Origin of the sequence: Synechococcus sp. PCC 7502, assembly GCF_000317085.1 — a bacterium.
GTDB lineage: Bacteria > Cyanobacteriota > Cyanobacteriia > Pseudanabaenales > Pseudanabaenaceae > PCC-7502.
The window spans coordinates 1200611-1224960 of record NC_019702.1; the positions used below are offsets into that span (position 1 = coordinate 1200611).

At 40.9% G+C, this 24350-nt stretch carries 17 protein-coding genes; 5 read left to right on the forward strand and 12 right to left on the reverse strand.

Annotated features, from left to right (window positions below):
* Nucleotides 1–374 precede the first annotated feature (374 nt).
* Together SYN7502_RS05850 and SYN7502_RS05855 are read left to right on the forward strand one after the other, a co-directional pair.
* Nucleotides 375–1652 carry an AAA family ATPase gene (locus tag SYN7502_RS05850; RefSeq protein ID WP_015167952.1) on the forward strand — a complete coding sequence of 426 codons (1278 nt, stop codon included), beginning with the start codon at nucleotides 375–377 and terminating at the stop codon, nucleotides 1650–1652.
* Complete coding sequence (locus SYN7502_RS05855) at nucleotides 1645–2271, forward strand: RloB family protein (protein ID WP_015167953.1); 627 nt, start codon at nucleotides 1645–1647, stop codon at nucleotides 2269–2271. The genes SYN7502_RS05850 and SYN7502_RS05855 overlap by 8 nt, the downstream gene beginning before the upstream one ends.
* Here the strand turns inward: SYN7502_RS05855 and SYN7502_RS05860 are convergent.
* The 7 genes from SYN7502_RS05860 to SYN7502_RS05890 all read right to left on the reverse strand — a co-directional run bounded on the left by SYN7502_RS05860 (nucleotide 2268) and on the right by SYN7502_RS05890 (nucleotide 9593).
* On the reverse strand, nucleotides 2268–2687 hold the full coding sequence (locus tag SYN7502_RS05860; RefSeq protein WP_015167954.1) for an NUDIX hydrolase: 420 nt from the start codon (nucleotides 2685–2687) through the stop codon (nucleotides 2268–2270). The genes SYN7502_RS05855 and SYN7502_RS05860 overlap by 4 nt on opposite strands.
* Before the next feature lie 6 nt (nucleotides 2688–2693).
* Nucleotides 2694–3632 carry a methionyl-tRNA formyltransferase gene (gene fmt / locus SYN7502_RS05865; protein WP_015167955.1) on the reverse strand — a complete coding sequence of 313 codons (939 nt, stop codon included), beginning with the start codon at nucleotides 3630–3632 and terminating at the stop codon, nucleotides 2694–2696.
* Between the two features lie 43 nt (nucleotides 3633–3675).
* Nucleotides 3676–4104, reverse strand: coding sequence for a DUF29 family protein (locus tag SYN7502_RS05870; RefSeq protein WP_015167956.1), 429 nt, complete (start codon nucleotides 4102–4104; stop codon nucleotides 3676–3678).
* A 154-nt stretch (nucleotides 4105–4258) separates the two neighbouring features.
* Nucleotides 4259–6253, reverse strand: coding sequence for a transketolase (tkt, locus tag SYN7502_RS05875; protein WP_015167957.1), 1995 nt, complete (start codon nucleotides 6251–6253; stop codon nucleotides 4259–4261).
* 104 nt (nucleotides 6254–6357) lie between these two features.
* The gene (locus SYN7502_RS05880; RefSeq protein ID WP_015167958.1) at nucleotides 6358–7035 is read right to left on the reverse strand and encodes a DUF4337 domain-containing protein; all 678 of its coding nucleotides are present in this window, start codon (nucleotides 7033–7035) and stop codon (nucleotides 6358–6360) included.
* Between the two features lie 155 nt (nucleotides 7036–7190).
* Entirely contained in the window at nucleotides 7191–9095 is a 1905-nt protein-coding gene (gene htpG / locus SYN7502_RS05885; RefSeq protein ID WP_015167959.1) for a molecular chaperone HtpG, read from the reverse strand.
* A 123-nt stretch (nucleotides 9096–9218) separates the two neighbouring features.
* On the reverse strand, nucleotides 9219–9593 hold the full coding sequence (locus SYN7502_RS05890) for an EamA family transporter (RefSeq protein WP_015167960.1): 375 nt from the start codon (nucleotides 9591–9593) through the stop codon (nucleotides 9219–9221).
* 404 nt (nucleotides 9594–9997) lie between these two features.
* Between SYN7502_RS05890 and SYN7502_RS05895 the strand changes: the two genes are divergently transcribed.
* Nucleotides 9998–10495 carry an FKBP-type peptidyl-prolyl cis-trans isomerase gene (locus SYN7502_RS05895; RefSeq protein WP_015167961.1) on the forward strand — a complete coding sequence of 166 codons (498 nt, stop codon included), beginning with the start codon at nucleotides 9998–10000 and terminating at the stop codon, nucleotides 10493–10495.
* A 115-nt stretch (nucleotides 10496–10610) separates the two neighbouring features.
* Here SYN7502_RS05895 and SYN7502_RS05900 read toward each other — a convergent pair whose 3' ends face one another.
* The 4 genes from SYN7502_RS05900 to SYN7502_RS18170 form a co-directional block, all read right to left on the reverse strand.
* Nucleotides 10611–11099, reverse strand: coding sequence for an AAA family ATPase (locus tag SYN7502_RS05900; protein ID WP_015167962.1), 489 nt, complete (start codon nucleotides 11097–11099; stop codon nucleotides 10611–10613).
* 29 nt (nucleotides 11100–11128) lie between these two features.
* The gene (locus tag SYN7502_RS05905; RefSeq protein ID WP_015167963.1) at nucleotides 11129–12871 is read right to left on the reverse strand and encodes an EAL domain-containing response regulator; all 1743 of its coding nucleotides are present in this window, start codon (nucleotides 12869–12871) and stop codon (nucleotides 11129–11131) included.
* Between the two features lie 65 nt (nucleotides 12872–12936).
* Nucleotides 12937–15306: a hybrid sensor histidine kinase/response regulator gene (locus tag SYN7502_RS05910; RefSeq protein WP_015167964.1), complete on the reverse strand. Its 2370-nt coding sequence runs from the start codon at nucleotides 15304–15306 to the stop codon at nucleotides 12937–12939.
* 11 nt (nucleotides 15307–15317) lie between these two features.
* Nucleotides 15318–18248: an ATP-binding protein gene (locus SYN7502_RS18170; RefSeq protein ID WP_015167965.1), complete on the reverse strand. Its 2931-nt coding sequence runs from the start codon at nucleotides 18246–18248 to the stop codon at nucleotides 15318–15320.
* 151 nt (nucleotides 18249–18399) lie between these two features.
* Here SYN7502_RS18170 and kaiC point away from each other — a divergent pair, with 151 nt between their 5' ends.
* On the forward strand, nucleotides 18400–20097 hold the full coding sequence (kaiC, locus tag SYN7502_RS05920; protein WP_015167966.1) for a circadian clock protein KaiC: 1698 nt from the start codon (nucleotides 18400–18402) through the stop codon (nucleotides 20095–20097).
* Nucleotides 20098–20137: 40 nt separating this feature from the next.
* On the forward strand, nucleotides 20138–20458 hold the full coding sequence (locus SYN7502_RS05925) for a circadian clock KaiB family protein (protein WP_015167967.1): 321 nt from the start codon (nucleotides 20138–20140) through the stop codon (nucleotides 20456–20458).
* A gap of 77 nt (nucleotides 20459–20535) precedes the next feature.
* Here the strand turns inward: SYN7502_RS05925 and SYN7502_RS05930 are convergent, their stop codons facing one another.
* On the reverse strand, nucleotides 20536–24345 hold the full coding sequence (locus SYN7502_RS05930) for a PAS domain-containing protein (RefSeq protein ID WP_015167968.1): 3810 nt from the start codon (nucleotides 24343–24345) through the stop codon (nucleotides 20536–20538).
* Between the last annotated feature and the right edge of the window lie 5 nt (nucleotides 24346–24350).

A 24350-nucleotide genomic window follows, 5' to 3' on the forward strand; every position in this document is an offset into this window, starting at 1 on the left:
ACATTGAAGTAAGGTTGCTAGAAGTTAATTTGTCGAATCTCATCTAAGGGCGATCGCTTTGCGTAAGGATGCTTATACGGAGGTTGTATCAAGCGATCGGAGAGTTGGTTCCTGTTGTAAAAGTTGAAAGATAGATTCTACTTGAGTCTGTAAGTCTTGGCACTGGGCGGGAAGGGAGATTAAAGACATGGAAGACCTTTGAAATAGTTGTTAAACAAAAGTATATCCCAGAGGATTGCCAGCTTCAATGCAGAAACTAAAGGTTAACCATAACTAAACTGATTAAAAAAACTTTAGCTAAGTCCAAATAATTAAAATGCAATAATACTATTATCGTGAATAAGTCACGCAATTTAACCTTAAAGTAACATATTATGCTTTTAGATTTCACAGTAGAGAACTTTCGCTCAATTAAAGGGGCTGAAACTCTGAGTGCTGTGGCACAGAAGAAAAGAGCAGGTGGCGGAACTAGTGATAATCGGAGACGAGTTAAATCTGATGATGAAATTGCCCCTCCCTATCATATTGAAGGTTGGGATATAGATGTTTTACCAGTTTTAGCCATTTTTGGGGCTAATGCTTCAGGTAAAAGTAATATCTTAAAGGCTCTTGATTATCTGCTCAAATTTATGTTTGCTGGCAACTTCGATCATGGATCACAGCTAATCCCTTTTAAGCTAGATAAGCAAAGCATAGGAAGTCCAACTCAGTTTATCCTCCGTACCGCATTTAATGAAACTATATATACTTACTCACTGGTTCTAAATAGTAGACAGATATTTTCAGAAAGGCTTGAATATGCCTTAGCATCTACAAAACGAGATCGCCTTTTATACAGTCGAACTTGGAATGATGAAGAAAAAATATTTGATTGGAAAAACGGCTCGGATTTCTCTGGAGCGCACAATCAGCTTGAAAAAAGTTTGCAAATACGTGAATCTTTTATAAGTCTTCTCTTTAAACTTGAGGTTAAGCCAGTTCAGCCACTTCTTGATTGGATTATTAACCAACTTGGCATAGGCATCAGTCTGGAACATGATAAATTTGCTGTTAAGGTTATTAAAGAATTATCAACTTTGAAGCCTCTAACATTTTCTCAATTATTAGAAAGCTCCAAAAATCTATTGCGTAGATTTGATACAGGTTTATACGATCTAGAGATCAGGAAGAATGGCGAAGACTCTCAAATATATGCTTTACATGAAACATTAGATGGAGAAACTATGTCTTGGGAGTTTGAAGAAGAGTCCACAGGAACTCAATATTTATTTGGCTTGATATTCAATATCCAAACTTATATTGGGCGAAGTTCACTATTCGTATCTGACGAACTAGGATCGAATATACATCCAAATATCATTTGTGAGATAGTGCGCCTATTCCAAAATCCTAAAACCAATCCGAAACGTACCCAACTAATCTTTACTAGCCATGACAATACATTACAAAGAAATAATCTGCTAAGAAGAGATCAGATATGGTTTACAAAGAAGCGTTCCGATCAGAGTACAGAGCTATATTCCCTTAGTGATTTCAAAGTGCGTAATGATCTAGCTATAGATAAGGCATACTTAGATGGGCGATTTGGAGCAGTACCATTTATTCCTGATGATGAAGACTTGGTTTCTACGATGCATAAGGATAATGGCTAAATCTTTCAAAAGAAATGATCCGACTATACCAGTTGGGAAAAAGATTTTGATTGCCTGTGAAGGAAAATATACAGAACCAAGATACTTCTATGCTATTAGAGAAGACCTTCGTTTAAATAAAGAGCTAATTAAAGTAGTTCCCCATGATGGCACCGATCCGCTAAGTATTGTCAATGCGTTAGTGGAAGCAAGACAAGATGCAAAAAGTGAAAGAAGATGGAGTAGTGGAGATTCAGCTTGGGCAGTTATGGATGGAGATGAGCATATTACAAATAATCCCGCTAACTGGTATCAAGCTATTCAAAGAGCAAAAAGTCAAAAAATCAATCTTGCTATCACAAATCCTAGTATTGAGTTTTGGTATCTTATCCATTTTCAAGATCACTTTGCAAATATTCAGAGGGATAAAGCTACGGAACTTCTAAAGCAACATATTCCCGCCTACGATAAATCGGTATGCTATTACTTTAATCTTCTCAAACCAAATACTCCAAATGCGATCGCACGAGCTAATAAGCTTACAAATTTATCTAAAGGCAACAATCTATCTGAATATTCAAACCCATGCTGTAGTGGAATATCACGGTTAGTTCAGAGTTTATTTAGCTTAGGGAATTAATTTTTTAACGATAAATAATCCAGAAGAATATTTTGATGATATTTCCCCATAGGACAGACCTTTCCCGCTTTTTCAGAATAGCGATCGCCTCTCTGAATATCCTCAATCGTAAATAATCCTAAATCCCACCCTTCCAGTAAATTTAATGTTTGTACTTCCACAACTAAAGGAACAGCAAAAACATGACGGACTATACCTTCACTGTTGAAATTCCCAAAGAATGTCGCTTCAGGAACAACATAATCAATTTCTTCTAGAAGTTCTCTTCTCAAAGCTATTTCTGGGGTTTCCCCATCATCTAAATGTCCACCAAAAAATGCCCAATGCCCAGGATAAAGAATATTCGGAATATCATCCCGTAGTTGTAATAAAAACTTATCCCCTTGATATAGAATTGCGATCGCCACTTCAGTCATGATGATTCAACCCAATATATCACCGTTTTTTAGCCATTGATTCCCATTCAGAAATTCCTTAGCTGACTGCGATCGCTTGCCTGCGGGTTGAACTTCCTTAATTAGTAATAATCCATCGCCAGTGCATACGGTAAAACCGATATTTTTTTCAATGTAGTAGATTGTTCCCGGAGGATTGGGAATGTTATACATGCTGCTTACTTGCGTAGTCATAATTTTAAGCCGTTGATTCCGCAGGGTGGTATAACAATTGGGATAAAACCCCCGAATTTGGTTATGGATAGCGATCGCTGATTTTGACCAGTCTATTTGCCATAGTTCCTTAGAGATAGTGGGAGCATAGGTAAATTGGCTATGATCTTGAGGAGTGGGAGTAATTTGTTCTAAATTTTGTAAAGTCTCAATTAGTAAATCGGCTCCTAAAACTGCTAACTTTTGGCTTACACTTTCTGCTTGATCTTCAAGGGCAACTTCTAGACTAGCTTTAAGCAGCATATCACCAGTATCTATCCCCGCATCCATTTGCATTGTCGTAATACCAACGGTGGTTTCTCCATTAGCGATCGCCCATTGAATTGGAGCAGCACCTCGATATTTAGGTAAAAGTGAACCATGCACATTAATACAACCTTGCTTGGGCATATCCAAAATTGCCTGAGAGAGAATTTGTCCATAGGCAACTACCACAAACACATCAGCCTGAGAATTAGCTAAAGTCGCTAGGGTTTCAGTATCTTTTTTAATCCGTTCTGGTGTCCAAATTGGGATATTAGGATTATGGGCGAGGGCGATCGCTTTTACGGGCGATGGAGTCGTCTGATTCCCTCTTCCTCTTTTCGCATCAGGTTGAGTAACCACACCGATTACTTCAAAATCTGGAGAGTTTAAAAGTCTCTGTAAAGTGGGGACAGCAAAATCTGGTGTGCCAAAAAAAACTACGCGCATATTCTCTCTAGTGGAATTTGTATAACTATCATTTTTGGGTTACTCATTCACTGGCTAAAATCAATCCCATTGCTTGATCTAAAATTACAGTCCGATCAATCATATTAGCGATCGCTTCCGTTTCATACCTACCCTCAAAAGCTTCTAATGCTGCTTGCCGCACAGCTAAATCATAGGCATCTACTAGGGTTTCCATTAATTCATCTACCGTAAGATAAGTTCCACCTGCTTTGCGACGTTTATTGGAGCGTTGAATCTGCTTGACGGCATTGAAAATAGATATTTCCCACGATCTAGTGGAGCGTTTTTCGGCGGATTGCTTAATCAAATGAATTAGTAAAACAACACTGAAACTATAAATTCGATTCAGTTTATCCTCTTTGCTCATTTCTGTCATCTCCTCCACCAATAGCAAAGCCTCTGGGATATGCCCACTTACTAATAAATCTTTGAGTTCTGATAACTCTTCCATTGTGTATCTCTCCTGAGCTAGGCTGCCCAAATCTATTTCTAGCAGTGAAATGTATAGATAAATAAAAAGAGCCAGTAAAAAGCCTGACTCTCTCAATATACTTCCTAAATATAACTAAATCACTAAATTAATAAGCTAGATCAACCGCATAGGATTAACCTAGAACCTTACGCGCTGTAGCAATAATATTATCAACGGTAAAGCCAAACTTTTCATAAACAACTGGACCTGGGGCTGAAGCACCAAAGGTATCCATCCCAATCACTGCGCCTTCGGAGCCAACATATTTATGCCAGCCAAAGGTACTACCAGCTTCCACACTGACCCGTTTTTTCACAGAAGCTGGAAGGACGGATTCTTTATATTCATCGGATTGCTCGTTGTAGAGTTCTTGAGAAGGCATAGACACAACCCGCACAGCTTTACCTTCGCTAGTCAAAATTGCCGCTGCTTTAACAGCCAACTCAACTTCTGAACCAGTAGCAATAAAGATTAATTCAGGATTAGGGGCGTCAACAACAATATAGCCACCTTTTTTGGTTCCTTCAATGGAAGTGCCAGGTAGATTTTTTACGTTTTGACGAGTGAATGCTAACGCACTAGGACGCTTACGGTTAGCGATCGCTACCTGATAGACTCCAACGGTTTCCTTAGCATCAGCGGGACGTAAAACCAATAAATTAGGAATCACACGCAAAGAAGCGAGGGTTTCCACTGGTTGGTGGGTCGGACCGTCTTCACCTAGCATTACAGAGTCGTGGGTCAAAATATATAACACACCTACTTCTGATAGGGCAGACAGACGAATAGCACCACGCATATAGTCTGCGAATACGAGGAAGGTAGCACCGTAGGGAATTGTCCCGCCATGCAGGATCATGCCATTCAGGATGGCACCCATACCATGTTCACGCACACCAAAGCGGAAATTACGACCTTCATAGGAACCGGGTTGGAAGTCGGGCAAGCCTTTCACATAGGTCATATTGGAGTGAGCTAAGTCTGCTGAACCACCCAGAAACTCTGGAAGGATAGGAGATAGCGCATTTAAACAAGCTTCAGACAGTAAACGGGTAGAGGTTTCTTTTTGAGCTACGGGTTCTAGTGCTTTTTCCCAGCCTTCGGGCAACTCACCAGCCATGATCCGCTTGTATTCGGTAGCTTCGGCAGGATAGGCTTTTTCGTAGGCAGCAAAACGCTCATTCCATTCTGCTTCAGCCTCTGCTCCTTTGGCGATCGCTTTATGAAAACGAGTATAGGCATCTTCAGGCACTACAAACGGTTCGTACTCCCAACCTAAATTGGCACGGGTAGCAGCTACTTCATCAGTTCCAAGCATGGCACCGTGGACACCAGCAGTTCCAGCTTTTTTAGGAGAGCCATAACCAATGGTGGTTGTGACCACAATTAAACTAGGTTTATCCTTAACCGATTTAGATTCTTCAAGTGCCTTAGCGATCGCATCCAAATCATTATTACCATCAGTCACATAGGTAACGTGCCAGCCGTATGCCTCATAACGTTTGCCCACATCTTCGGTAAAGGCTAGGTCAGTGCTACCATCAATGGAAATACTGTTACTGTCATAGAGCATGATCAGTTTACCTAGTTTGAGGTGTCCACCCAAGGAAGCTGCTTCAGAGGCAATACCTTCCATGTTGCAGCCATCACCAAGAATGACATAGGTATAGTGATCAACAATATTGTGACCAGGCTTGTTAAAACGTGCTGCCAAATGAGCTTCAGCGATCGCTAAACCAACAGCATTACCAACACCTTGACCAAGAGGACCTGTAGTAACTTCTACCCCAGCAGTTTCAAAATTTTCGGGGTGACCGGGGGTAGGACTGCCCCACTGACGAAATTGCTTAATATCATCTATGGATACACTGTCATAGCCTGTGAGGTGGAGGAGGGCATATTGCAGCATACAGCCATGTCCAGCAGATAAGACGAAGCGATCGCGATCGACCCATTTAGGATTTTTGGGATTAAATTTTAAAAATTGATCAAACAGAACAAAAGCCATTGGAGCCGCACCCATTGGTAATCCAGGATGTCCAGACTTAGCCTTTTCTACAGCGTCTATAGCCAGAAATCGAATTGAGTTAATGCAAAGTTGTTCTAAAGATTGGGTCACAACAGCCATGATTATTTACCGTTTGTTTAACTTATTAATGCTTTTATCTATATTCTCATCTTGCCGTCACTCCAACAAAACCATTTTTCAATTTTTCTGCTGTGATTGCCATATTACGAATTGGCTACTAAATCTCTAGTTTTATCTAGTCCAATTATCGAAGTATTGGGCGTATCTATAGTGCGATAGGTTAGTGGTTTAATCAAAAAGTCTGGATGAAGATTCCAACTAAATAGTCCTGATAGCCCCATAATTAGACCTAGAACAGTGGGAACCATTGCCACACCGTATAACCAGCGTTTTTGGGTAAGAGAAGTTACAGCTAGAATTGAGATGGCGATCGCTAAGCTAGCATCAGAAAGATCAAATTGATCATCATGAAAGTTAAGTTGATCATAATCTGCTTGAGCTTTTTTAGCAGCCTCTAATTGCTCTTGTTTCTTTTTACTTTGATCGTTGGCTAGTTTTTCATAAGTAGCGATTGCCTTCTGATATTCTGACTGCAGTTTAACTGGCTGATTAATGGCTTGCAGTTTTAACTGAGTAATAGTGCTTTTATCTATTTCTTCACGAATATTACGAGCCTGATAGAAGTTATATTGATCTACTTTATCAGCTTGAGCCTGTTGCATAGCTTGAACAATATTATCATCCTTGACTTTACAGATACCTATAAATGTGGCTAACAGGGCTATAGTAATGGCAATGTAGGTATTTAGACGATCTTTGCGATCCTCCTTTTTTTGTTCTTCTTCAGCTTTAGATTGGATTATTTCTGTAACTTCGTCCATAGCTATCTTATCCTACCGTAATTGACATACTTCCAATAATATAGAACCTATCTATCACTGAATTCAAATTTATCATAGTGCTATGCCTAAAAAGGATGATAGTTCAAGTATTAGTAAAAAATAGGTTCTATAATTTATAGGGTTTTATAGGGTTTCTATGCTTTTGCGAGGTGAAGGAGTAATTTATTAGAGCGATCTAAAAATGCCTTCATGCCATTAGCATCAAACCCTTTTTGGGCAATTAATGCCAAGTCATACACATGGTTACAAATTAGATTTGCCAATTCCTTGGATTCTGAGGGTTTCCCAGCCGCCGAGAGAATAACGCTGTGATCTAAGCTCAACAAGTTCTCCATTAAAGGATGAGATGTATTAACTAACAGAATATGATCCTCAGGGAAAGGGGCATTAGTCTGCTGCATCAACGCTGCCATTTCTTGCATCCGCCGTGCTGACTCTGGCAATAGAATCATAGCTGGTGGTGCCGAAGCAAGGTCTTCATACTTTAATGCCTCTGTGCGAATCACTAATTTAGGATTATGTAAAGCGGCTCTAAAGATTTCCTGTAATTGATCACTCTTAGTTTTATTAGTTTTAGGATCAACTAATTCAGTTTTAGCATCTTGGTTAATTAGGCGATCGCTCAGTTCCGAATCCACCCGTGAGAATTTAACATCACTAAACTCTCGTTCTAAAAAGTGAATAAAGTGACTATCAATAAATGAATCTAGGGTAATTACTTCCAAGCCCTGTGCTTTGTGCAAGTCTATATAGGTTGCCTGTGCTACTGGATCGGAAGTGTAAAATACTTGATTTTGATGTTGTTCTTTATTGCGTTCTAGGTAGTTCTGGAGCGTAGTATAGTTGCCATATTCGCTCTTTGCTTCTGAATCAATAAAGGTCGTAGGATAAACTAGAATTTCCTTCACTTGGCTATAGAACTTATCACTATTCATTGCCCCGAACTTCATAAATAGGCTAATATCCTGCCAGCATTTAAGGAACTCTTCCCTTTGGTCAGCATATAAATTACTGAGGTGATCACCAACTTTTTTGGCAATATAATCTTGAATTTTTCTGACTTTGCGATCGCCCTGCAAGAAGCTCCGAGACACATTTAAGGGAATATCAGAACTATCAATTACGCCTCTAAGGGGTAGCAAGAACTTAGGAATAACTTCTTCACAATTGTCACTAATAAAGACCTGATTACAAAAAAGCTTGATCTGTCCTTTGTTGGGATCAATATCAGCCTTGAGTTTAGGGAAATAGAGAATACCTTTGATGATAAAAGGATAGTCAGTATTTAGATGAATCCAAAACAGAGGGTCTTCTTGGAAAGGATAAAGATAACGATAGAATTCCAGATAATCTTCTTTAGTTAAAGAACTAGGAGACTGATTCCACAAGGCTGTCTGCTTATTAACAACTTCATCATTGAGCTTAATCGGAACAGGAATAAAATCACAATAGTTGCGAATAATCCGCCTCAGTTCAAATACTTCTAAAAACTCCTCCGCATCTTCCTGCAATTTCAGAGTTATAGTCGTGCCTACGGTAGTGCGATCGCTCCGACTCAAAGTAAAGGCTGTAGAACCATCACAGAACCAATGCACCGCTTCAGCCCCATCTTTGTAGGACAAAGTATCAATTTCCACTTGGGCTGCTACCATGAAAGCAGAATAGAAACCTAAACCGAAGTGTCCAATAATCTGCTGCTGGCTATCGTTAGAGGTATTCGTATATTTTTGAATGAATTCTTCAGCACTGGAAAAAGCCACCTGGTTAATATACTTTTTCACCTCATCGGCGGTCATACCAATACCATTATCAGTTACGGTGATAATTTTCTTTTCCTTATCAACGGTAATGCTAATTTCTGGGGCTGGAACTTCTGCAGTTGTCTCCCCAGCATAGGCGACCATCTTCAGTTTGCTAGTAGCATCAACCCCATTGGAAATTAATTCCCTTAAAAAAATATCTCTCTCTGAGTAAAGAGCCTTCTTGATAATGGGAAAGATATTTTCGGTATGAATGCTAATCGTTCCCTGTTCAAGCATAGTCTGTGTCTCCTGATCTTTCGTTAAAGAGTTTAGTAATGTGCCGATTATACGATCGCACTACCATGCACTTAAGGTGGGTTATCCGTAATTTATCCAGACTTTAGACTTACTTTGGCAAATTCAATTGGGTAAAGAAATTAAAACTAAACCTACACAAATCAAAACTGTACTAACCCATCTCACCTTTGTCACCTTTTCCTTTAGTACAAACTTTGTCCCCAGCATATTTACGGGTTCAGTCAGAGCCGTAGCAGGTAAAGCAAAACTTAAATCTGCCCAACTTAACAGAGCAATAAACATAAAAAAAGTAATTGCCATGCACACTATGCCCAGTCTTAACAGAGGATTGCTTAATACTTTTATGACAGTTTTCCAGACTTCTTGGGGATTTAAGCTAGAAACTGCACCCACCTGTTTCATCCCTTGGGTCAAGTATAAATTGCCAGCAGAATCCGCCAGAACCAAAACTATTAATGCCAGCCATGTTTTAATCAAACTAATCCTGATTCCTTAAATTTACTTGTTAATGCGTTTTTTGAAAGAGATCGGAGAAAAAGGGGCGTAGGGCGAAGCCCCACCTTGGTTTTAGCATTTTATCTGTGCCACATTTAACTGAAAATTGCAATACTTAAATACAAATATTTCTGCTGATAAATCATAATATTATCCTCCGAGAAATACTTAATTAATTTAAGCAGTCCAGCGATTTGAACAATTTGATCGATTTAATAAAATACGTCTACAAAATACGCCAATGATAAAAGATGCTTTAAGCCCAAATTTAAGCTTAATTTAAACCTCTAGCTCCATGTTGGTATTAATGTTAAGTAGAAGCTAAGGCAAGATTGCGGTAATATTGCCAGAGATCATGAATTTTAGCTAGGTCTTACACGAATTTTATGAAAGAAATCCTCATCAGCTTTAGCATTACTGCTGTGGCTGTTTTGGTTTTGGTAATAGCACAATTTACTACCAACTCCATGCCCGCAGCGATCGCCGCAACTACCCCAAATGATACACAATCCGTACAAATCGCTATGACTCCTCCTAATTCTGAGACTGTTACAACTCCCTCTGGACTGAAATATCAAGAAATTACCATTGGCACTGGGGCTATCCCTAAGCAGGGTAATAAGGTCACAGTTCATTACATTGGCACATTGGAGAATGGCACTAAATTTGATAGCTCCCGCGATCGCAATCGCCCCTTTGACTTTAATCTTGGCGTGGGACAGGTAATCAAAGGCTGGGATGAAGGACTATCAACTATGCGAGTTGGCGGTCGGAGAATTTTAATTATTCCTCCAGAGCTTGGTTATGGTGCTAGGGGTGCGGGCGGCGTAATTCCACCTAATGCCACTTTAATTTTTGATGTGGAACTTTTGAAGGTTTCTTAGCATTGAACAAGCTACCTCTTTAATATCACCTTTATCCCCTTATGTTATGCCTCGAGCTAATGTAGGGGGTTTTTATTATCCACATTTTTTTGATATTTTCTTGTGATTTAGATTTTTAAAGTAAAGCATCATCAAATTTACCTTCTTCTTTGATCATTAAATAATCAAAACCTTCCCTTAAGCTGGGCGATCGGTGCATCAGAGTTTTATACATTTCCATAATTATATTCTCGGGAACGGGATTAGTTCTATGTTCATTACGCTCTAGGCAAATCCACAACGGTACATTCAACCAAATGCCTGTGATTGATGTAAACCCAATATTTTTACTGAGGGTAATAATTTCTTGACGATAGTGAGAGCGATAGTTGGTAGCGTCATAAATTACAGATTTCTGCTCCTGATAGGATTCCTGAAATTGCAGCTTGATCTGAGCATAGATTTCTGTCCAATTTCCTTGAATATTACTAGAGCCATAGAGTTCACATCGAATTAGATCGGGAGAAACCACGGTGATCGGAGTAGCAGAGCTTTGGACTAGGTTACTGACAAAACTAGATTTACCACTGCCGGGAATACCAATCAGGATAATTACTCTAGGCATAAATACATAAATGAGAATCTAGATATATTTTACAGGTGATAAATCTTAGTAATTTCCGATGCTGGTAAGGGCTTAGAGAATAGATAACCCTGTCCAAACTGACAACCAAGTTTTTGCAGGTATTCAAGTTGTTGAGTTGTTTCTATACCTTCGGCAATTACCGCTAAACCCAATTGATTACTCAGGGCAATAATAATTTCCGTAACATGATAACCAGAATCCTGCAATTCAATTTGATTGACAAAGGAGCGATCTATTTTCAAGTTATCCAAGGGAAACCGATGTAAATAGCTAAGTGAAGAATAGCCTGTGCCAAAGTCATCAATACTGATTTGAATATGTCTAGCTCGTATTTCTTTAGTCAGGGCGATCGCCATTTCCGCATTATCCATGATCGCACTTTCCGTAATTTCCAACTTGAGATGCTTGGGATTAATTCCAGTTTCTTGTAAGACCTGGTCAATATCAGCTAGTAAAGTCGGAGAAGCAAACTGCCGCACCGATAAATTTACACTCATGGTTAACTCTGTCCAACCTTGGAGTTGCCATACTCGGAGTTGCTGACAGGCTTGCTTTAGTACCATCATGCCCACAGGTACAATCAGCCCTGTTTCCTCCATGCAGGGGATAAATTCTACGGGTGAAACCATACCTCGATGGGAATTTTGCCAACGCACTAAAGCCTCAAAGCCTGATAGTTTTTGAGTGTGCAGATCAATAATTGGCTGGTAGTAGAGAATGAATTCCTGTTGCTCTAAGGCTCTTTGCAGATCATGTTCTAGTGCCAACCGATTGATCATAGCTAGGTGCATAGTCCGATCGAAGATTTGATAGTTATCTTTGCCCTTTAACTTGGCTTGATACATGGCGGTATCGGCATCTTGTAGAAGTTCCACGGGATCACGATCAATCTCATTACCTAAGGCTATGCCAATGGAAACGTTAGTGTAAACTTCACAATCGGCAACGATAAACGGTGGGTGAAAGCTCTGCAAAACTTTATGGATAAATGGCTCTAGTTCATTGTCAATGTGAGATAGCAAAAAACAAAATTCATCTTCTCCCATACGAGCTAGTAAATCTTGGGGGCGGAGATGTTGCTGTAAACGGTGGGCGATCGCTACTAATAATTGATCACCAACAGTATGCCCAAAGGAACCATTCACCAACTTAAATTGATTACAATCGAGATACATCAAGGCAAAGGATGATTCTCCAGTACTTAAAATTTCACTTAATCTTTGTAGTAAAAACCTACGACTGGGTAAGTTAGTTAAGGCATCTTGGAAAATCATTGCCTGTAACTGGGCTGTGCGTTCCTGTACAGTTGCCTCGAGGCGGGTATTAAAAGTAGCTAATTGCTGATATTGCTGGCGAATGCGTAACATCGATCGCACCCTAGCAGTTAACTCTAAACGATTGACAGGTTTACTAATAAAGTCATCGGCACCTGCGGCTAAACATTGAGCAAGGTCTTTTTTGGTGGTTAGAGCCGTAACCATAATGATGGGGAGTGCTTCATATTTAGGTATAGCTTTCAGATACTTACAAACCTCTATGCCATCCATACCCGGCATCATCACATCTAGCAAGATCAGATCGGGATTAAATGTATCTATGCCAGCGATCGCCTCTTGCCCATTGGCAGCATAATGTAAGCTATAGTCATGATCACCTAAAAATGCTTCAATCACGTCAAAGTTATTAGGTTCATCATCAACCACTAAAATTGAATAGGTAAGCGAATGGGAATTTGAGAAGGTATCTATCATGGCTTTCTGATTACTAGTCCCAAATCATAACAATCTATAATTGTAATCTGGTTTTAGGCTACTTCCTATGTCGGTGAACTTTCGAGAGCAGATTGATCTAGGTAATTTTGTAAATAGGCTATAAGTGAGGGCAAGAGTTCCTCAACCTTTGTCATGAGAATATCAACTTGATCTAATTGGCGTTGACGACCTGCAACTTCCATGGCAAAACAAGCATCTGCAAAGGCGATCGCTCCCAACATTCTGCTACTGCCCTTTAAGTTATGGGCGTTATATTCTATTTGGTCTGCATCTTTATCTAAGGTAGCTTGACGCAGGTTTTTGAGCAAATTCGGAGATTCGTCTGTAAGGAAGATCGTGATCATGCGTTTGGGTAAGTTCAGTGAAACTTTGGCAATCTCATTGAGGGCATTCTCATCAAATTCAGTATTAACTTCAGCCGTGGTTTGGGGCGTGGCAATTTCCTTAGGAACATTTCCCCATCGCTCTAGGATTCTTTGTAAGGTATCAAAAAATATGGGCTTAGTAATATAGTCATCCATGCCCGCATCCAAACACATTTCTCGATCGCCCTGCATGGCACTAGCAGTCATCGCAATTAAAGTCGGTCGAGACGGATGAGTTGATATTTCTACCCATTGGTTGACAATATAGGTGGCAGTTTCTAAACCATTCATCACTGGCATCTGCACATCTAGGAATACCAGATCATAGGTATCAGTTTTAAGTGCGGCAATTGCTTCGGCTCCGTTATTGACAACGGTGGGAGCGTAGCCCATTTTTCCTAGCATTGCTAAAACTAGCTCCTGATTAATCAGATTATCTTCGGCAATTAGGATATTGAGTGGCATTTTAGTTGCCAGATTTGTATTGAGGGGATGAGTTTGCCGCAGCATATTTCTACCTTCAAACGGCGTAATCGCTTGGGGAATTTCAGTGGTAATGACGGCAGGTAAAACGAAGGAAAAGGTAGAACCTTCATTAATCACACTTTCCGCCCAAATTCTGCCGCCCATCATCCGCACAAGCTTTTGACAAATTGCCAGCCCTAATCCTGTGCCGCCATACTTACGCGCTGTGGAGATTGATGCTTGGGTAAATGGTTGAAATAGCTTTTCTAATTGGGCAGGAGTTAACCCAATACCTGAATCTTGCACTTTAAATAGAAGTTCCAGTCCATTTTCTGTGTCTGGGGATAGGGATACAGATAAACGCACTACACCTGCGGGGGTAAACTTAACGGCATTATTAGCCAGATTCAGTAAGATTTGGCGGAGACGAATGGCATCTCCAATGATATAAGTCGGCGTGCTTGCATCAACCTCACAACTTAACTCAATGCCTTTTTCTTGAGCTTGTTTAGCCAGAAGTGAACAGGTATCAGCCACGATCGCGTGGACATCAAGGGGTATATGCTCTAGTAAAAGCTTTCCTGATTCCAATTTGGAGAAATCGAGGATGTCATTAATTACAGTTAAGAGAATTTCGCCGCTAGTTTGAATAGATTGGACAAATCTTTGTTGATCCTGTTCTAGGGGGGTAGTTGATAAAAGCTCTGTCATACCTAGGACACCATTAATCGGAGTGCGGATTTCATGGCTCATCATTGCCAAAAAGTCAGACTTGATCCTTAGGGCAGATTCGGCTTCTTCCTTTGCCTCTTGGAGGGCTTTTTCTTCTAGTTTGCGATCGGTAATGTCTCGAAATCGCCACACAAAGCCCCAAAACTTACCATTGGGTGAAGTAACAGGACTACTAAAGTATTCATAGATCAGGTCATCGGTTTCTAGCTCTCCGTAACTGACTTGATCGGGGGAATCATAGGTATCTTCCAGAATTGTAGAGAGTTTTTCAGGAAATTTGGCTTCATGTAACAAAGGCAGTAACAGTAAATCCTGTGCTTCAAGTTCTTTAGCAATGGGATGAATACCCCACATATCACAGATTTTTTTGTTGTATGCCACTAACTGCCCCTGTTCATTGGCAGCAATTACCCCTTCTAAAGTTGCCTCCAGTTGAGCAAGAATCAGAGCATTGGCACGTTCTAGGCGGTTTTGTTGTTCTCGAATCCGTAGCATTGACTTAACTCTTGCTCTAAACTCCAGAGAATTTAGAGGCTTGCTAATAAAGTCAGTAGCCCCTGCATTCAGGCATTTGGCTAAATCTTCTTTGGAATTTAAAGCAGTTACCATTACGATTGGAATTGCTTTCCACTCAGGTAGAGTTCTAATGACTTTGCAGACTTCTATGCCGTCCATGTTGGGCATCATCACATCTAGTAAAATCAAATCAGGTTGGAATACCTCCAGAGAGGCGATCGCAATTTCTCCACTTTCGGCGTAATGCAACTGGTAGTTTTGATCACTTAAAAGAGTCTCTATTACATCAAAATTATCGGCTTCGTCGTCAATGATTAAGATAGATGCTAGATTCATTACTTATCCTCCTAAGAAACTCCTAAAACTTGTTGTATAGAGCTTACCAATTGCTTTAGCTTAACAGGTTTAGCCAAATAATCACTAGCTCCTGCGGTGAGACAACGCTCCCGATCATCGGGCATTGCTAGGGCTGTCAGGGCAATAATTGGTATCTTAGTTAAGTCGGGATCGAGCCGAATCAGTTTAATAGCTTCTAGTCCATCCATGACTGGCATTTGAATATCCATCAAAATTATGTCTGGATGATGGGCTTTTGCCATGGCGATCGCTTCTTTACCATTCTGAGCCAAGATCATCCGATAACCCTTGGCACTCAAATAACTAGAGACAGTTATAGTATTGGCATCATTATCATCAGCTATGAGGATCAAAGGGGATAGTTGTTTATATTCAGCGTCTGGTAAATCCGTTACTAAGTTTTTTAGGGGTTGATCAAGAGGTTGATCAGAGGCGATCGCTTTAGAAATGCTATCAGAAACTATGGGCAGATCAATCGTAAAGCAGCTACCTATGCCTAATTCACTGGTCAAACCTACCTTGCCACCATGCAACTCCACCATTTGTTTAACCAGAGCCAGTCCCAAACCTGTGCCTGTGTACTGACGATTTAAGGCACTATCAATTTGGACAAAAGGCTGAAATAACTTTTTAATATTGTCTGAAGAAATCCCAATCCCTGTATCAGCGATCGCAAAGTGGAGCCAATTTTGCTGCTGAGAAACTTCTAAAGAAATCCGTCCACCCTCTGGCGTAAATTTCATGGCATTATTCAACAAATTAATCAATACCTGCCGCATCCGTCGCTCATCTAGCATTTGCTCAGGTAAATCTTGGGGTACTTTAATCTCTAACTGAATTCGCTTATTCAGAGATTGCTGTTTAATAAATGCCAGACTAGATTGGCATAGGGTCGAAATATTAGTGGGAGCAAAATCTAGTTCAATCTGTCCTGATTCAATTTTAGCGACATCAAGAATATCATTAATTAACGCCAACAGGTGACTGCTACTACGTTCCACTGTTTGCAACGCTTTCATCTGCCGCTCATTTACAGAACCAAAGACTTCATCTTGCAATCCTTCGGTCATACCTAAAATGGCATTGAGGGGGGTACGAAGTTCATGGCTCATATTGGCTAAAAACTCATCCTTTAAGCGGGTGGCACGAGAGAGTTCTTGGTTAGTTAGTTGCAGTTGCATTTCCGTTTGTTTGCGATCGCTAATATCCAGAGCCGTGCCAAACAGATAACTTATTTCCCCCGCCGCATTACGTCTGGGATTACCCTGAGCAAAGATATAACCAGTGGAACCATCGCCCCTAATAATCTGTAAATCGACTTCATAGGACTCACCAAATTTAATAGCATGGGTAATTAAATCATCTAAAGTATGCCAATCAGGAGGATGAAAGTATTTACTGATCTCCTCGTAGGTAAGCTCAATTTCCTCTGGATTAAGCTTAAAGATGCGATAAAGCTCAGGTGACCATGAAACCGTTTGGGTGAACACATCAAATTCCCAACTGCCGACATGGGCAATTTTCTGAGCCTCTGCTAAATCCATTTGAGTTTTTAGTAACTTTGCCTCAGCTTGTTGGCGTTCGGTAATATCGTGGATAGATATCAAATATGCAGGTTCTTGATCCCATGTAATTGGCACAACTTGAAACTCACTTTCGCCAATTTTGCCATCATGGGAGAAATAGGTAATTTCAAATTGATTATGCACAATGTTGGGTACGCCAATAAGTATCCCCTTCAATTGCTGAACCTCTATCCCAAAGATTCTACTCGCCGATGGATTTGCAAAAACTATACGCCCTTCTTGGTTGGCAATTAAAATTCCTTCCGAGATATTAGAAACAATCAAATCTAAGCGGTTCTCACTGTTTTGTAGGGCAGTAGTCCGTTTTACGATTTTGCTTTCTAGTTCTTGATTGAGACGCTGCAATTGCATCATTGTACTTGATTGCTGAATGGCAATTCCAATATGCGTAGCCAAGTTTTGCAGTAGTGATATGGTTAATCCTTCCCAGTGGCGAACTTTGGCACATTCTTGTGCTGCTAATAATCCCCAAAGCTGATCGCCATTCAAGATCGGTACAACAATAATTGCTTTCACTTCAATCTGAATCAGAAAATCTCTATGACACTCAGTTAGGTTCCCTTGATAAATATTATCTGTGACCTGAATGCGTCCATTTTTATAAGGCTCCACCATATGCTCTTGAAAGTGTGGATCAGTGATGGTTCTGTCTAGGAGTGAACTCCATTGAGGTACAACCGATTCGGCAACAATGATGCCACTCCAGTCGGGTTCAAAACGGTAGGCAATTACTCGATCGGTTTGCAGAAACTGCCGAATTTCTTGAACTGTGGTATCGAGAATAATCTGTAAGTCTAATGAAGTTTGAATGCGATTAGCGATCGCTGTTAATAATGATTCGGATTGCATCTTTTCCCTATGATTATTGATCTCTGTGAAATCAATAATTGGCAATAGATCATTTAAAGTAAAAAGCCCAATCGGATAATTATGCTCATCTACAAGTGGCAAATAACTAATGTGATGTTGGCGTAACAAATTCAGAGGCGTAAAAGCATCTTCAACTTCTGATTTTCGTAATGTAATCACAGGTTGAGTCATCACCTCGGCAACCTTAATTTCATTACGAATTTCCTTACCGCCTGAGTTTATGACCATTAATCGCAATAGATCAGACTGAGTTAAAATTCCTACAATTTGAGCATCAGCAATTACCAAAACACATAAGTGACCATTTCTAGGCGATTTTATCCTTTCTCCTGATTGCCCAGAATTATGCTCATGGGTTTGCTTAATTAACTCTAATACATCACCGAGACAAGACTCCGCACTAATAATTAGCAGATCTTGAGCGATCGCCTGCGCTAGTATCGAGGCACTAAAGGTTTTGGTCACGGGAGGTTACGAAGGTTAACTAATAGCTACCCACTTAGGCAATATCACGTCTATTATCTCTTACGACTAAAAGAGAAACATAACTTTGACATAATTAAGCAACAATAATTAGGATAGATTCCAAGATTATGGTGACACCAAATCGAGTTTTATGCTCAAAATAATTAATAATCTCAAACCGCAATTACCCAAATGCCTGACGGGGATTCATGGACTAGATGAAATTACGGGTGGCGGACTACCACAAGGGCGACCAACTTTAGTCTGTGGTTCTGCTGGTTGTGGCAAGACCCTGCTAGGAGTTGAGTTCTTGGTACATGGAGCCGTGGATTATGGTGAAGCGGGTGTGCTAATGACCTTTGAAGAGACAGCCGAGGAAATTACCCAAAACGTGGCTTCCTTAGGATGGGAGCTTGATCAGCTAGTAACCGATGGCAAGCTCATTATTGACCATGTTTATATTAATCCTCTGGGAATAGAAGAAACAGGTGAATACGATCTTGAAGGCTTATTTATCAGACTTGGTAGTGCGATCGCCGAAATTGGAGCAAAGCGGGTAGTTCTGGATACAATTGAGGTCTTATTCGCAGGTTTGCATAATACCAATATCGTACGGGCGGAGATCAGGCGTTTATTTGGATGGTTAAAACAACAGGGTGTAACTGCAATTATTACAGGTGAACGGGGAGAAAATACCTTAACTCGCCAGGGATTGGAAGAATATGTCTCAGATTGCGTGATTCGGCTGGAGCAGCGAACTGTTGCAGAAATTAGCACCCGTTATTTACAAATATTTAAATATCGAGGGACTAGGCATGGAGTTAATGAATACCCGTTTTTAATTGAGGAAAATGGTATTTTTGTCGCCCCGATTACCTCACTAAAGCTAGACCATGATATTTCGACAGAACAGATTTCCACAGGAATCCCTCGCCTTGATACGATGCTAGACGGTGGTGGCTATTATCGGGGCAGCAGCATTTTAGTAACGGGAATGGCAGGTACAGGTAAAACTACCTTAGCTGGTTATTTTGCCTCCTCAACTTGCGATCGCGGTGAACGCTGTTTATATTTAGCAACTGAAGAAGCTCCTCAACAAATCTTGAGAAACCAACGTTCCATTGGATTAGACTTAAACCATTATATCGACAGTGGATTACTGCGACTAGAAGCAGTCCGCCCCACTGCCTATGGATTGGAAATGCGCTTAATCAAAATCCTTGCTTGGGTAAATGAATTTCAGCCGACCGCCGTTGTCATCGATCCCATGAGTAATCTTGCGACCACTGAAACCCATAACCAAACTAAAAACTTTCTGATGCGCCTGATCGATCTGTTTAAGGCTCAACAAATTACAGTTTTTTTTACTAATCTGCTTCAGTCTGGGAATTTGGGGGAATCTATCGAAGTTAATATCTCCTCGCTCATGGATACTTGGTTAGAACTCCGTACCATAGAAACCAATGGAGAGCGTAATCGCACTTTGAGCATTCTCAAATCCCGTGGCATGAATCATTCCAACCAAGTACGGGAATTTCTGGTCACCAGTGAAGGAGTGGAGTTGGTAGATGTTTATCTAGGGGCGCATGGTTTCCTGACGGGGACAGCCCGAGCCGCTCAACAGGCACAGGAAAAGTCAGATAAATTAAGCCAACAGCAAGAGTTTGAGCGTAAAAAACGGCGATTTGATTATCAGCAAGCATTTATCCGCGCCCAGATCGCTGCCCTTGAAGTTCAGTTAGCAACGGAACGGGAAGAATTAGATATGTCGAATCGTCAGGAGAAGGTAAATCAACAGATTTTATTTGATGATCGCGATAGTATGGCAGAACTACGCAATGCTGACTAAAGTGATAGAAGCTAAATTTGAGATGGAGATAGCGAGGTAAATGTCTACTAATTCACTGGATGAGCTTAATTTATCTGAACATGAAATGTGGGAACTGCGACTATATGTGGCGGGAAAATCAGCTAAGTCACTTTTAGCGATCGCCAATTTGCAAAAAATCTGTGATGAGTTCCTAGATGGACAATATCGGATTGAAGTAATTGATTTAATTGAGCATCCGCATATTGCCAGAAAAGATCAAATTATTGCCGTGCCAACTTTAATTAAAAAATTACCTCTACCCTTTAAACAAATTATTGGTGATTTGTCCAATCAAGAAAAGGTTTTAGTGGGACTAGAGTTAAAGAAAGTGACTAATTAGCAAATCCACAGCATTGATTTTTTAATAAATTTGAAGATGCTTTTTAAGGTATCTAAAAATATGGGCTTAATATCCGCCTAAGAAACTGCTAAAACTGCTTGGATAGTGCTTACCAATTGCTTTAACTTAACAGGTTTAGCCAAATAATCATTAGCTCCTGCGGTGAGACAACGCTCCCGATCGCCGGGCATTGTTAGGGCTGTTAAAGCAATAATATGTATATCTAATTTAAGGTCTTCACGAATGTGCTTAATTGCTTCGATGCCATCCATACCCGGCATTTGAATATCCATCAAAATTAGATCAGGGGTTTCGGTTTGCACCAGAGCGATCGCTTCTTCGCCATTTTTTGCCACAGTAATGCGATAGCCCTTTGCTTTGAGGTAACTGGTAAAGGTACTGATATTTGCCTCATTATCTTCTACTAGCAGGATCAGGGCTTTGTTGTCTGAGGAGCTTAATTCTGAAGTGGTGGTTAATTTATCTTCTACGATCGCTTCAGGTGAGATGGCAAAATTAAGATCATAGGGTAGATCGATTGTAAAGCGGCTTCCCACACCTAGTTCGCTAGTTAGTCCTACAGTGCCATCGTGGAGTTCGACAATACGTTTAACGAGTGCAAGCCCCAAACCAGTTCCTTCATATTGTCGATTTAAGGCACTATCAATTTGAATAAAGGGCTGAAACAGTTTTTTAATATTCTCTGGTGAAATCCCAATACCTGTATCGATTACAGCAATGTGTAAAAATTGTGGCGATGCGGAATCTGTAGTGGATATGGGGGGAAGTTGTTTAACTTCTAGGGTGATGCGTCCTCCCTCTGGGGTGAATTTCACGGCATTGTTAAGCAGGTTGATCAACACCTGACGGATACGGCGCTCATCCACTAGCAGGTCGGGTAGATTCAGTTGGATTTTAATCTCTAGCTGGATGCCTTTTTTTAGTGCCTGTTGTTTGACGAAGGCAAGACTAGATTGACAGAGTAGAGATACAGAGCAGAGGTTACGGTCTAGTACCATCTGACCAGATTCGATTTTGGCGATATCGAGGATGTCGTTGATCAACTCCAGTAGATGATTACTGCTACGTTCTACGGTTTGTAATGCTTTGATTTGCCGCTCATTTACAGAACCAAAGACTTGCTCTTGTAAACCTTCTGTCATGCCCAAGATCGCATTGAGAGGAGTGCGGAGTTCGTGGCTCATGTTAGCTAAAAACTCATCCTTGAGGCGGGTGGCACGGGCAAGTTCTTCGTTAATGGTTGAGAGTTCTTCATTACTGCTGGTGAGTTTTATTTCAGTTTCCCGCCTTATCAACAGTTCAGACTGAATTTGCTGGTGTAGGCTGGCTTGTTGAATGGCGATCGCCAACTGGCTCGCAATTTGTTTCAGTAAATTAATTTCCCAGTCTTGCCACTGGCGTGGAAAATCACATTGATGAACGCTCAGAAATCCCCAGAGAGTTTGATGCTGAATAATTGGAACTACAACTGCGGCTTTGACTTGGATTTTGGCAAAGAATTCACGCACGCTCGGTAAGACTGACTGGTTATCATTTTCGCGATCGCAAAAGGTAAATACTGCTCCTTGGACATAGTAATCGTATCTGTCTTGGGTAATAACGCTTTCAGGAAATTCGATATTGAGAATTTTGAGCCAATTTGGCAAAACAGTTTCGGTAATAGCAGACGCTGCTCCATTTGGAGCCAAACGATAGATCAACACTCGATCTGACTGTAAAACCTGACGAATTTCCTTAATAGTGTCATTAAGAATCTCTTCTAAGTTTAAAGACGATCGCACCCGTTCTATAATCAATCCTAATAGGCGTTTATGTTCGGCTTGGTGTTTTAATCTAGCTTCAGTTTGGCGGCGAGTGGTGACATCTTGAGTTATCCCTACTAAACCAATAATCTGACCTTCCGAGTCTCGCAGGGGGGCTTTGTGAGTTTCTAACCATCTCTGTTCACCATTAGGTAAGGTTAGGGTTTCCTCGATTACTAATCTGGGTTCAGCAGATTCCATAACACGCTGATCGTCGGCACGATAGGCGATCGCTTCGGCTTCCAAAAATGAAAGATCAAAATCAGTTTTGCCAATAATTTCGGTTGTTGAGGACAAACCTAGGATTGCAGCAAGTTGCTGATTGCATCCTAAATAGACAGACTCTCGATTCTTCCAAAATAACGAGAGTGGAATAGTATCAATTATGGTTTGAATAAACTGTTGAGATTCTCGCAAAGACTTCTCAATCTGTTTGCGATCGCTAATATCACGCACAAAAAAGACTACTTCATCATGGTTGCATGGAGCAACGCGCACTTCCTCGTGACGGAGTTTGCCCTCAATCCAAACCTCTTGTTCGTAGCTCTGCACGGTTTGAGTGGCAAGGGCTTGCTGCAGAGCCGCATATTTAGTTTCTGAATGAGTTGGGACAATATCTGCTGGCAAAGCCTCATATATACTTTTGCCCATCGCTTGATCAGGATCAACCAGATTTTTACCTTGAGGTGATGTGAGGAAATCCAAATATTGACCATCACGGTTAACTCGAAATACCAAATCGGGTAAGGCTAATAAAGTGGCACGGGCGCGTTCTTCGCTGTGTTGTAGGGCTTCTTGGATGGCTTTGCGATCGCTAATATCCATGACAATTCCAAATAATCCGATCACCTGCCCTGACGCATCCCAGATCGGTTCTGCCTTGGCAAAAGTATGCACAGAGGAACCATCGGCTCGAATAACTTGGAAGTCTGCTTCATAGGGTTCACCCTGAATTGCTCTATCTACAAAATCAGTGACACGCTTTCGTTCATCCAATGGATAATATTGGAGCATTTCTTCATAGGTGGGTTCAGGCTGATTAGGGTCGAGACCAAAAATCTTAAAAACTTCAGCAGACCAAATCAGTTTCTGGTTTAGGAGGTCTAGGTTCCAATCACCAAGACGGGCAATCTGTTGTGCCTCCCGCAAACGGGATTCACTCCGTTGCAAAGCGGCAGTACGTCTCTCCACTCTGCGTTCAAGATTTTGGTTGAGTTTATGTAAGGCTGCTTCTGCCTGTTTGCGATCGCCAATATCCCGCACAATAGCCAAAACTTCTTGGTCATTAATTGCGAGTATCCTGACTTCTTCGTAAACTACACGATCCTGCTTGAGAAAGCTGTGTTCATAGACTTGCAGTTCACCTGTGGCGATCGCCTGCCCGATAATTTGTAGCTGGTTTTGGAGCAAATCTGGTGGTAGAACTTCGGAAATATGATTGACAATTGGCAGAAAATCCCCAGTTTCAATTCCTGGATTGATGTAAGCCAAGCAAGAGCCATCTCGCTGAAGTCGTAGCAACAAATCTGGAATCGCCTCCAGCATAGTGCGATTAGTTAGTTCGCTAGCTTGTAAGGCAGCAGTCCGTTGTTTCACTTTCGCTTCTAAGTCTTTGTTGAGTTGCAAGAGGTTCATTTCGGCTTGTTTACGCACGATCTCAACTAAGGAGTCTTTGTCTAGTAGCCCCACGATGCGATCTTGATCATCTAGGATGGGCAAATGCCGAATCCGATTCTGCTGCAATAGCTCCAAGACATTAGTGATGTCCGTAAGCGCAGATTCATGGAGAGTAGTAACTGGATGGCTCATCACCGTCTGAATTGGCAACTGGTTTAGGGGGATGGGCTGGGTGCAAATGCGGACAATATCTCGTTCGGTCAGAATGCCAATCAAGCCTGCTCTTTCAGGTTGTATACTTTCCACCACTAGCACATAGTTTGAACCAGTTTCACCCATCATAGCGATCGCTACCATAACTGTCGTATCTGCTGTCACCACCGAAGGATTACGGTCGATCGCAGACAGTAAATCGTTGGGGATGGGGGGATTTGAAGTACTCATCATAGATA

Coding starts and splice junctions, on each gene's coding strand:
- SYN7502_RS05925 (WP_015167967.1), top strand. CDS start 20,138: ATGTCTACTAATTCACTGGATGAGCTTAATTTATCTGAACATGAAATG.
- SYN7502_RS05930 (WP_015167968.1), bottom strand. CDS start 24,345: ATGATGAGTACTTCAAATCCCCCCATCCCCAACGATTTACTGTCTGCG.
- htpG (WP_015167959.1), bottom strand. CDS start 9,095: ATGCTTGAACAGGGAACGATTAGCATTCATACCGAAAATATCTTTCCC.
- fmt (WP_015167955.1), bottom strand. CDS start 3,632: ATGCGCGTAGTTTTTTTTGGCACACCAGATTTTGCTGTCCCCACTTTA.
- SYN7502_RS05900 (WP_015167962.1), bottom strand. CDS start 11,099: ATGCCTAGAGTAATTATCCTGATTGGTATTCCCGGCAGTGGTAAATCT.
- SYN7502_RS05905 (WP_015167963.1), bottom strand. CDS start 12,871: ATGATAGATACCTTCTCAAATTCCCATTCGCTTACCTATTCAATTTTA.
- SYN7502_RS05850 (WP_015167952.1), top strand. CDS start 375: ATGCTTTTAGATTTCACAGTAGAGAACTTTCGCTCAATTAAAGGGGCT.
- SYN7502_RS05870 (WP_015167956.1), bottom strand. CDS start 4,104: ATGGAAGAGTTATCAGAACTCAAAGATTTATTAGTAAGTGGGCATATC.
- SYN7502_RS05860 (WP_015167954.1), bottom strand. CDS start 2,687: ATGACTGAAGTGGCGATCGCAATTCTATATCAAGGGGATAAGTTTTTA.
- kaiC (WP_015167966.1), top strand. CDS start 18,400: ATGCTCAAAATAATTAATAATCTCAAACCGCAATTACCCAAATGCCTG.
- SYN7502_RS05880 (WP_015167958.1), bottom strand. CDS start 7,035: ATGGACGAAGTTACAGAAATAATCCAATCTAAAGCTGAAGAAGAACAA.
- SYN7502_RS05895 (WP_015167961.1), top strand. CDS start 9,998: ATGAAAGAAATCCTCATCAGCTTTAGCATTACTGCTGTGGCTGTTTTG.
- SYN7502_RS05855 (WP_015167953.1), top strand. CDS start 1,645: ATGGCTAAATCTTTCAAAAGAAATGATCCGACTATACCAGTTGGGAAA.
- SYN7502_RS05910 (WP_015167964.1), bottom strand. CDS start 15,306: ATGAATCTAGCATCTATCTTAATCATTGACGACGAAGCCGATAATTTT.
- tkt (WP_015167957.1), bottom strand. CDS start 6,253: ATGGCTGTTGTGACCCAATCTTTAGAACAACTTTGCATTAACTCAATT.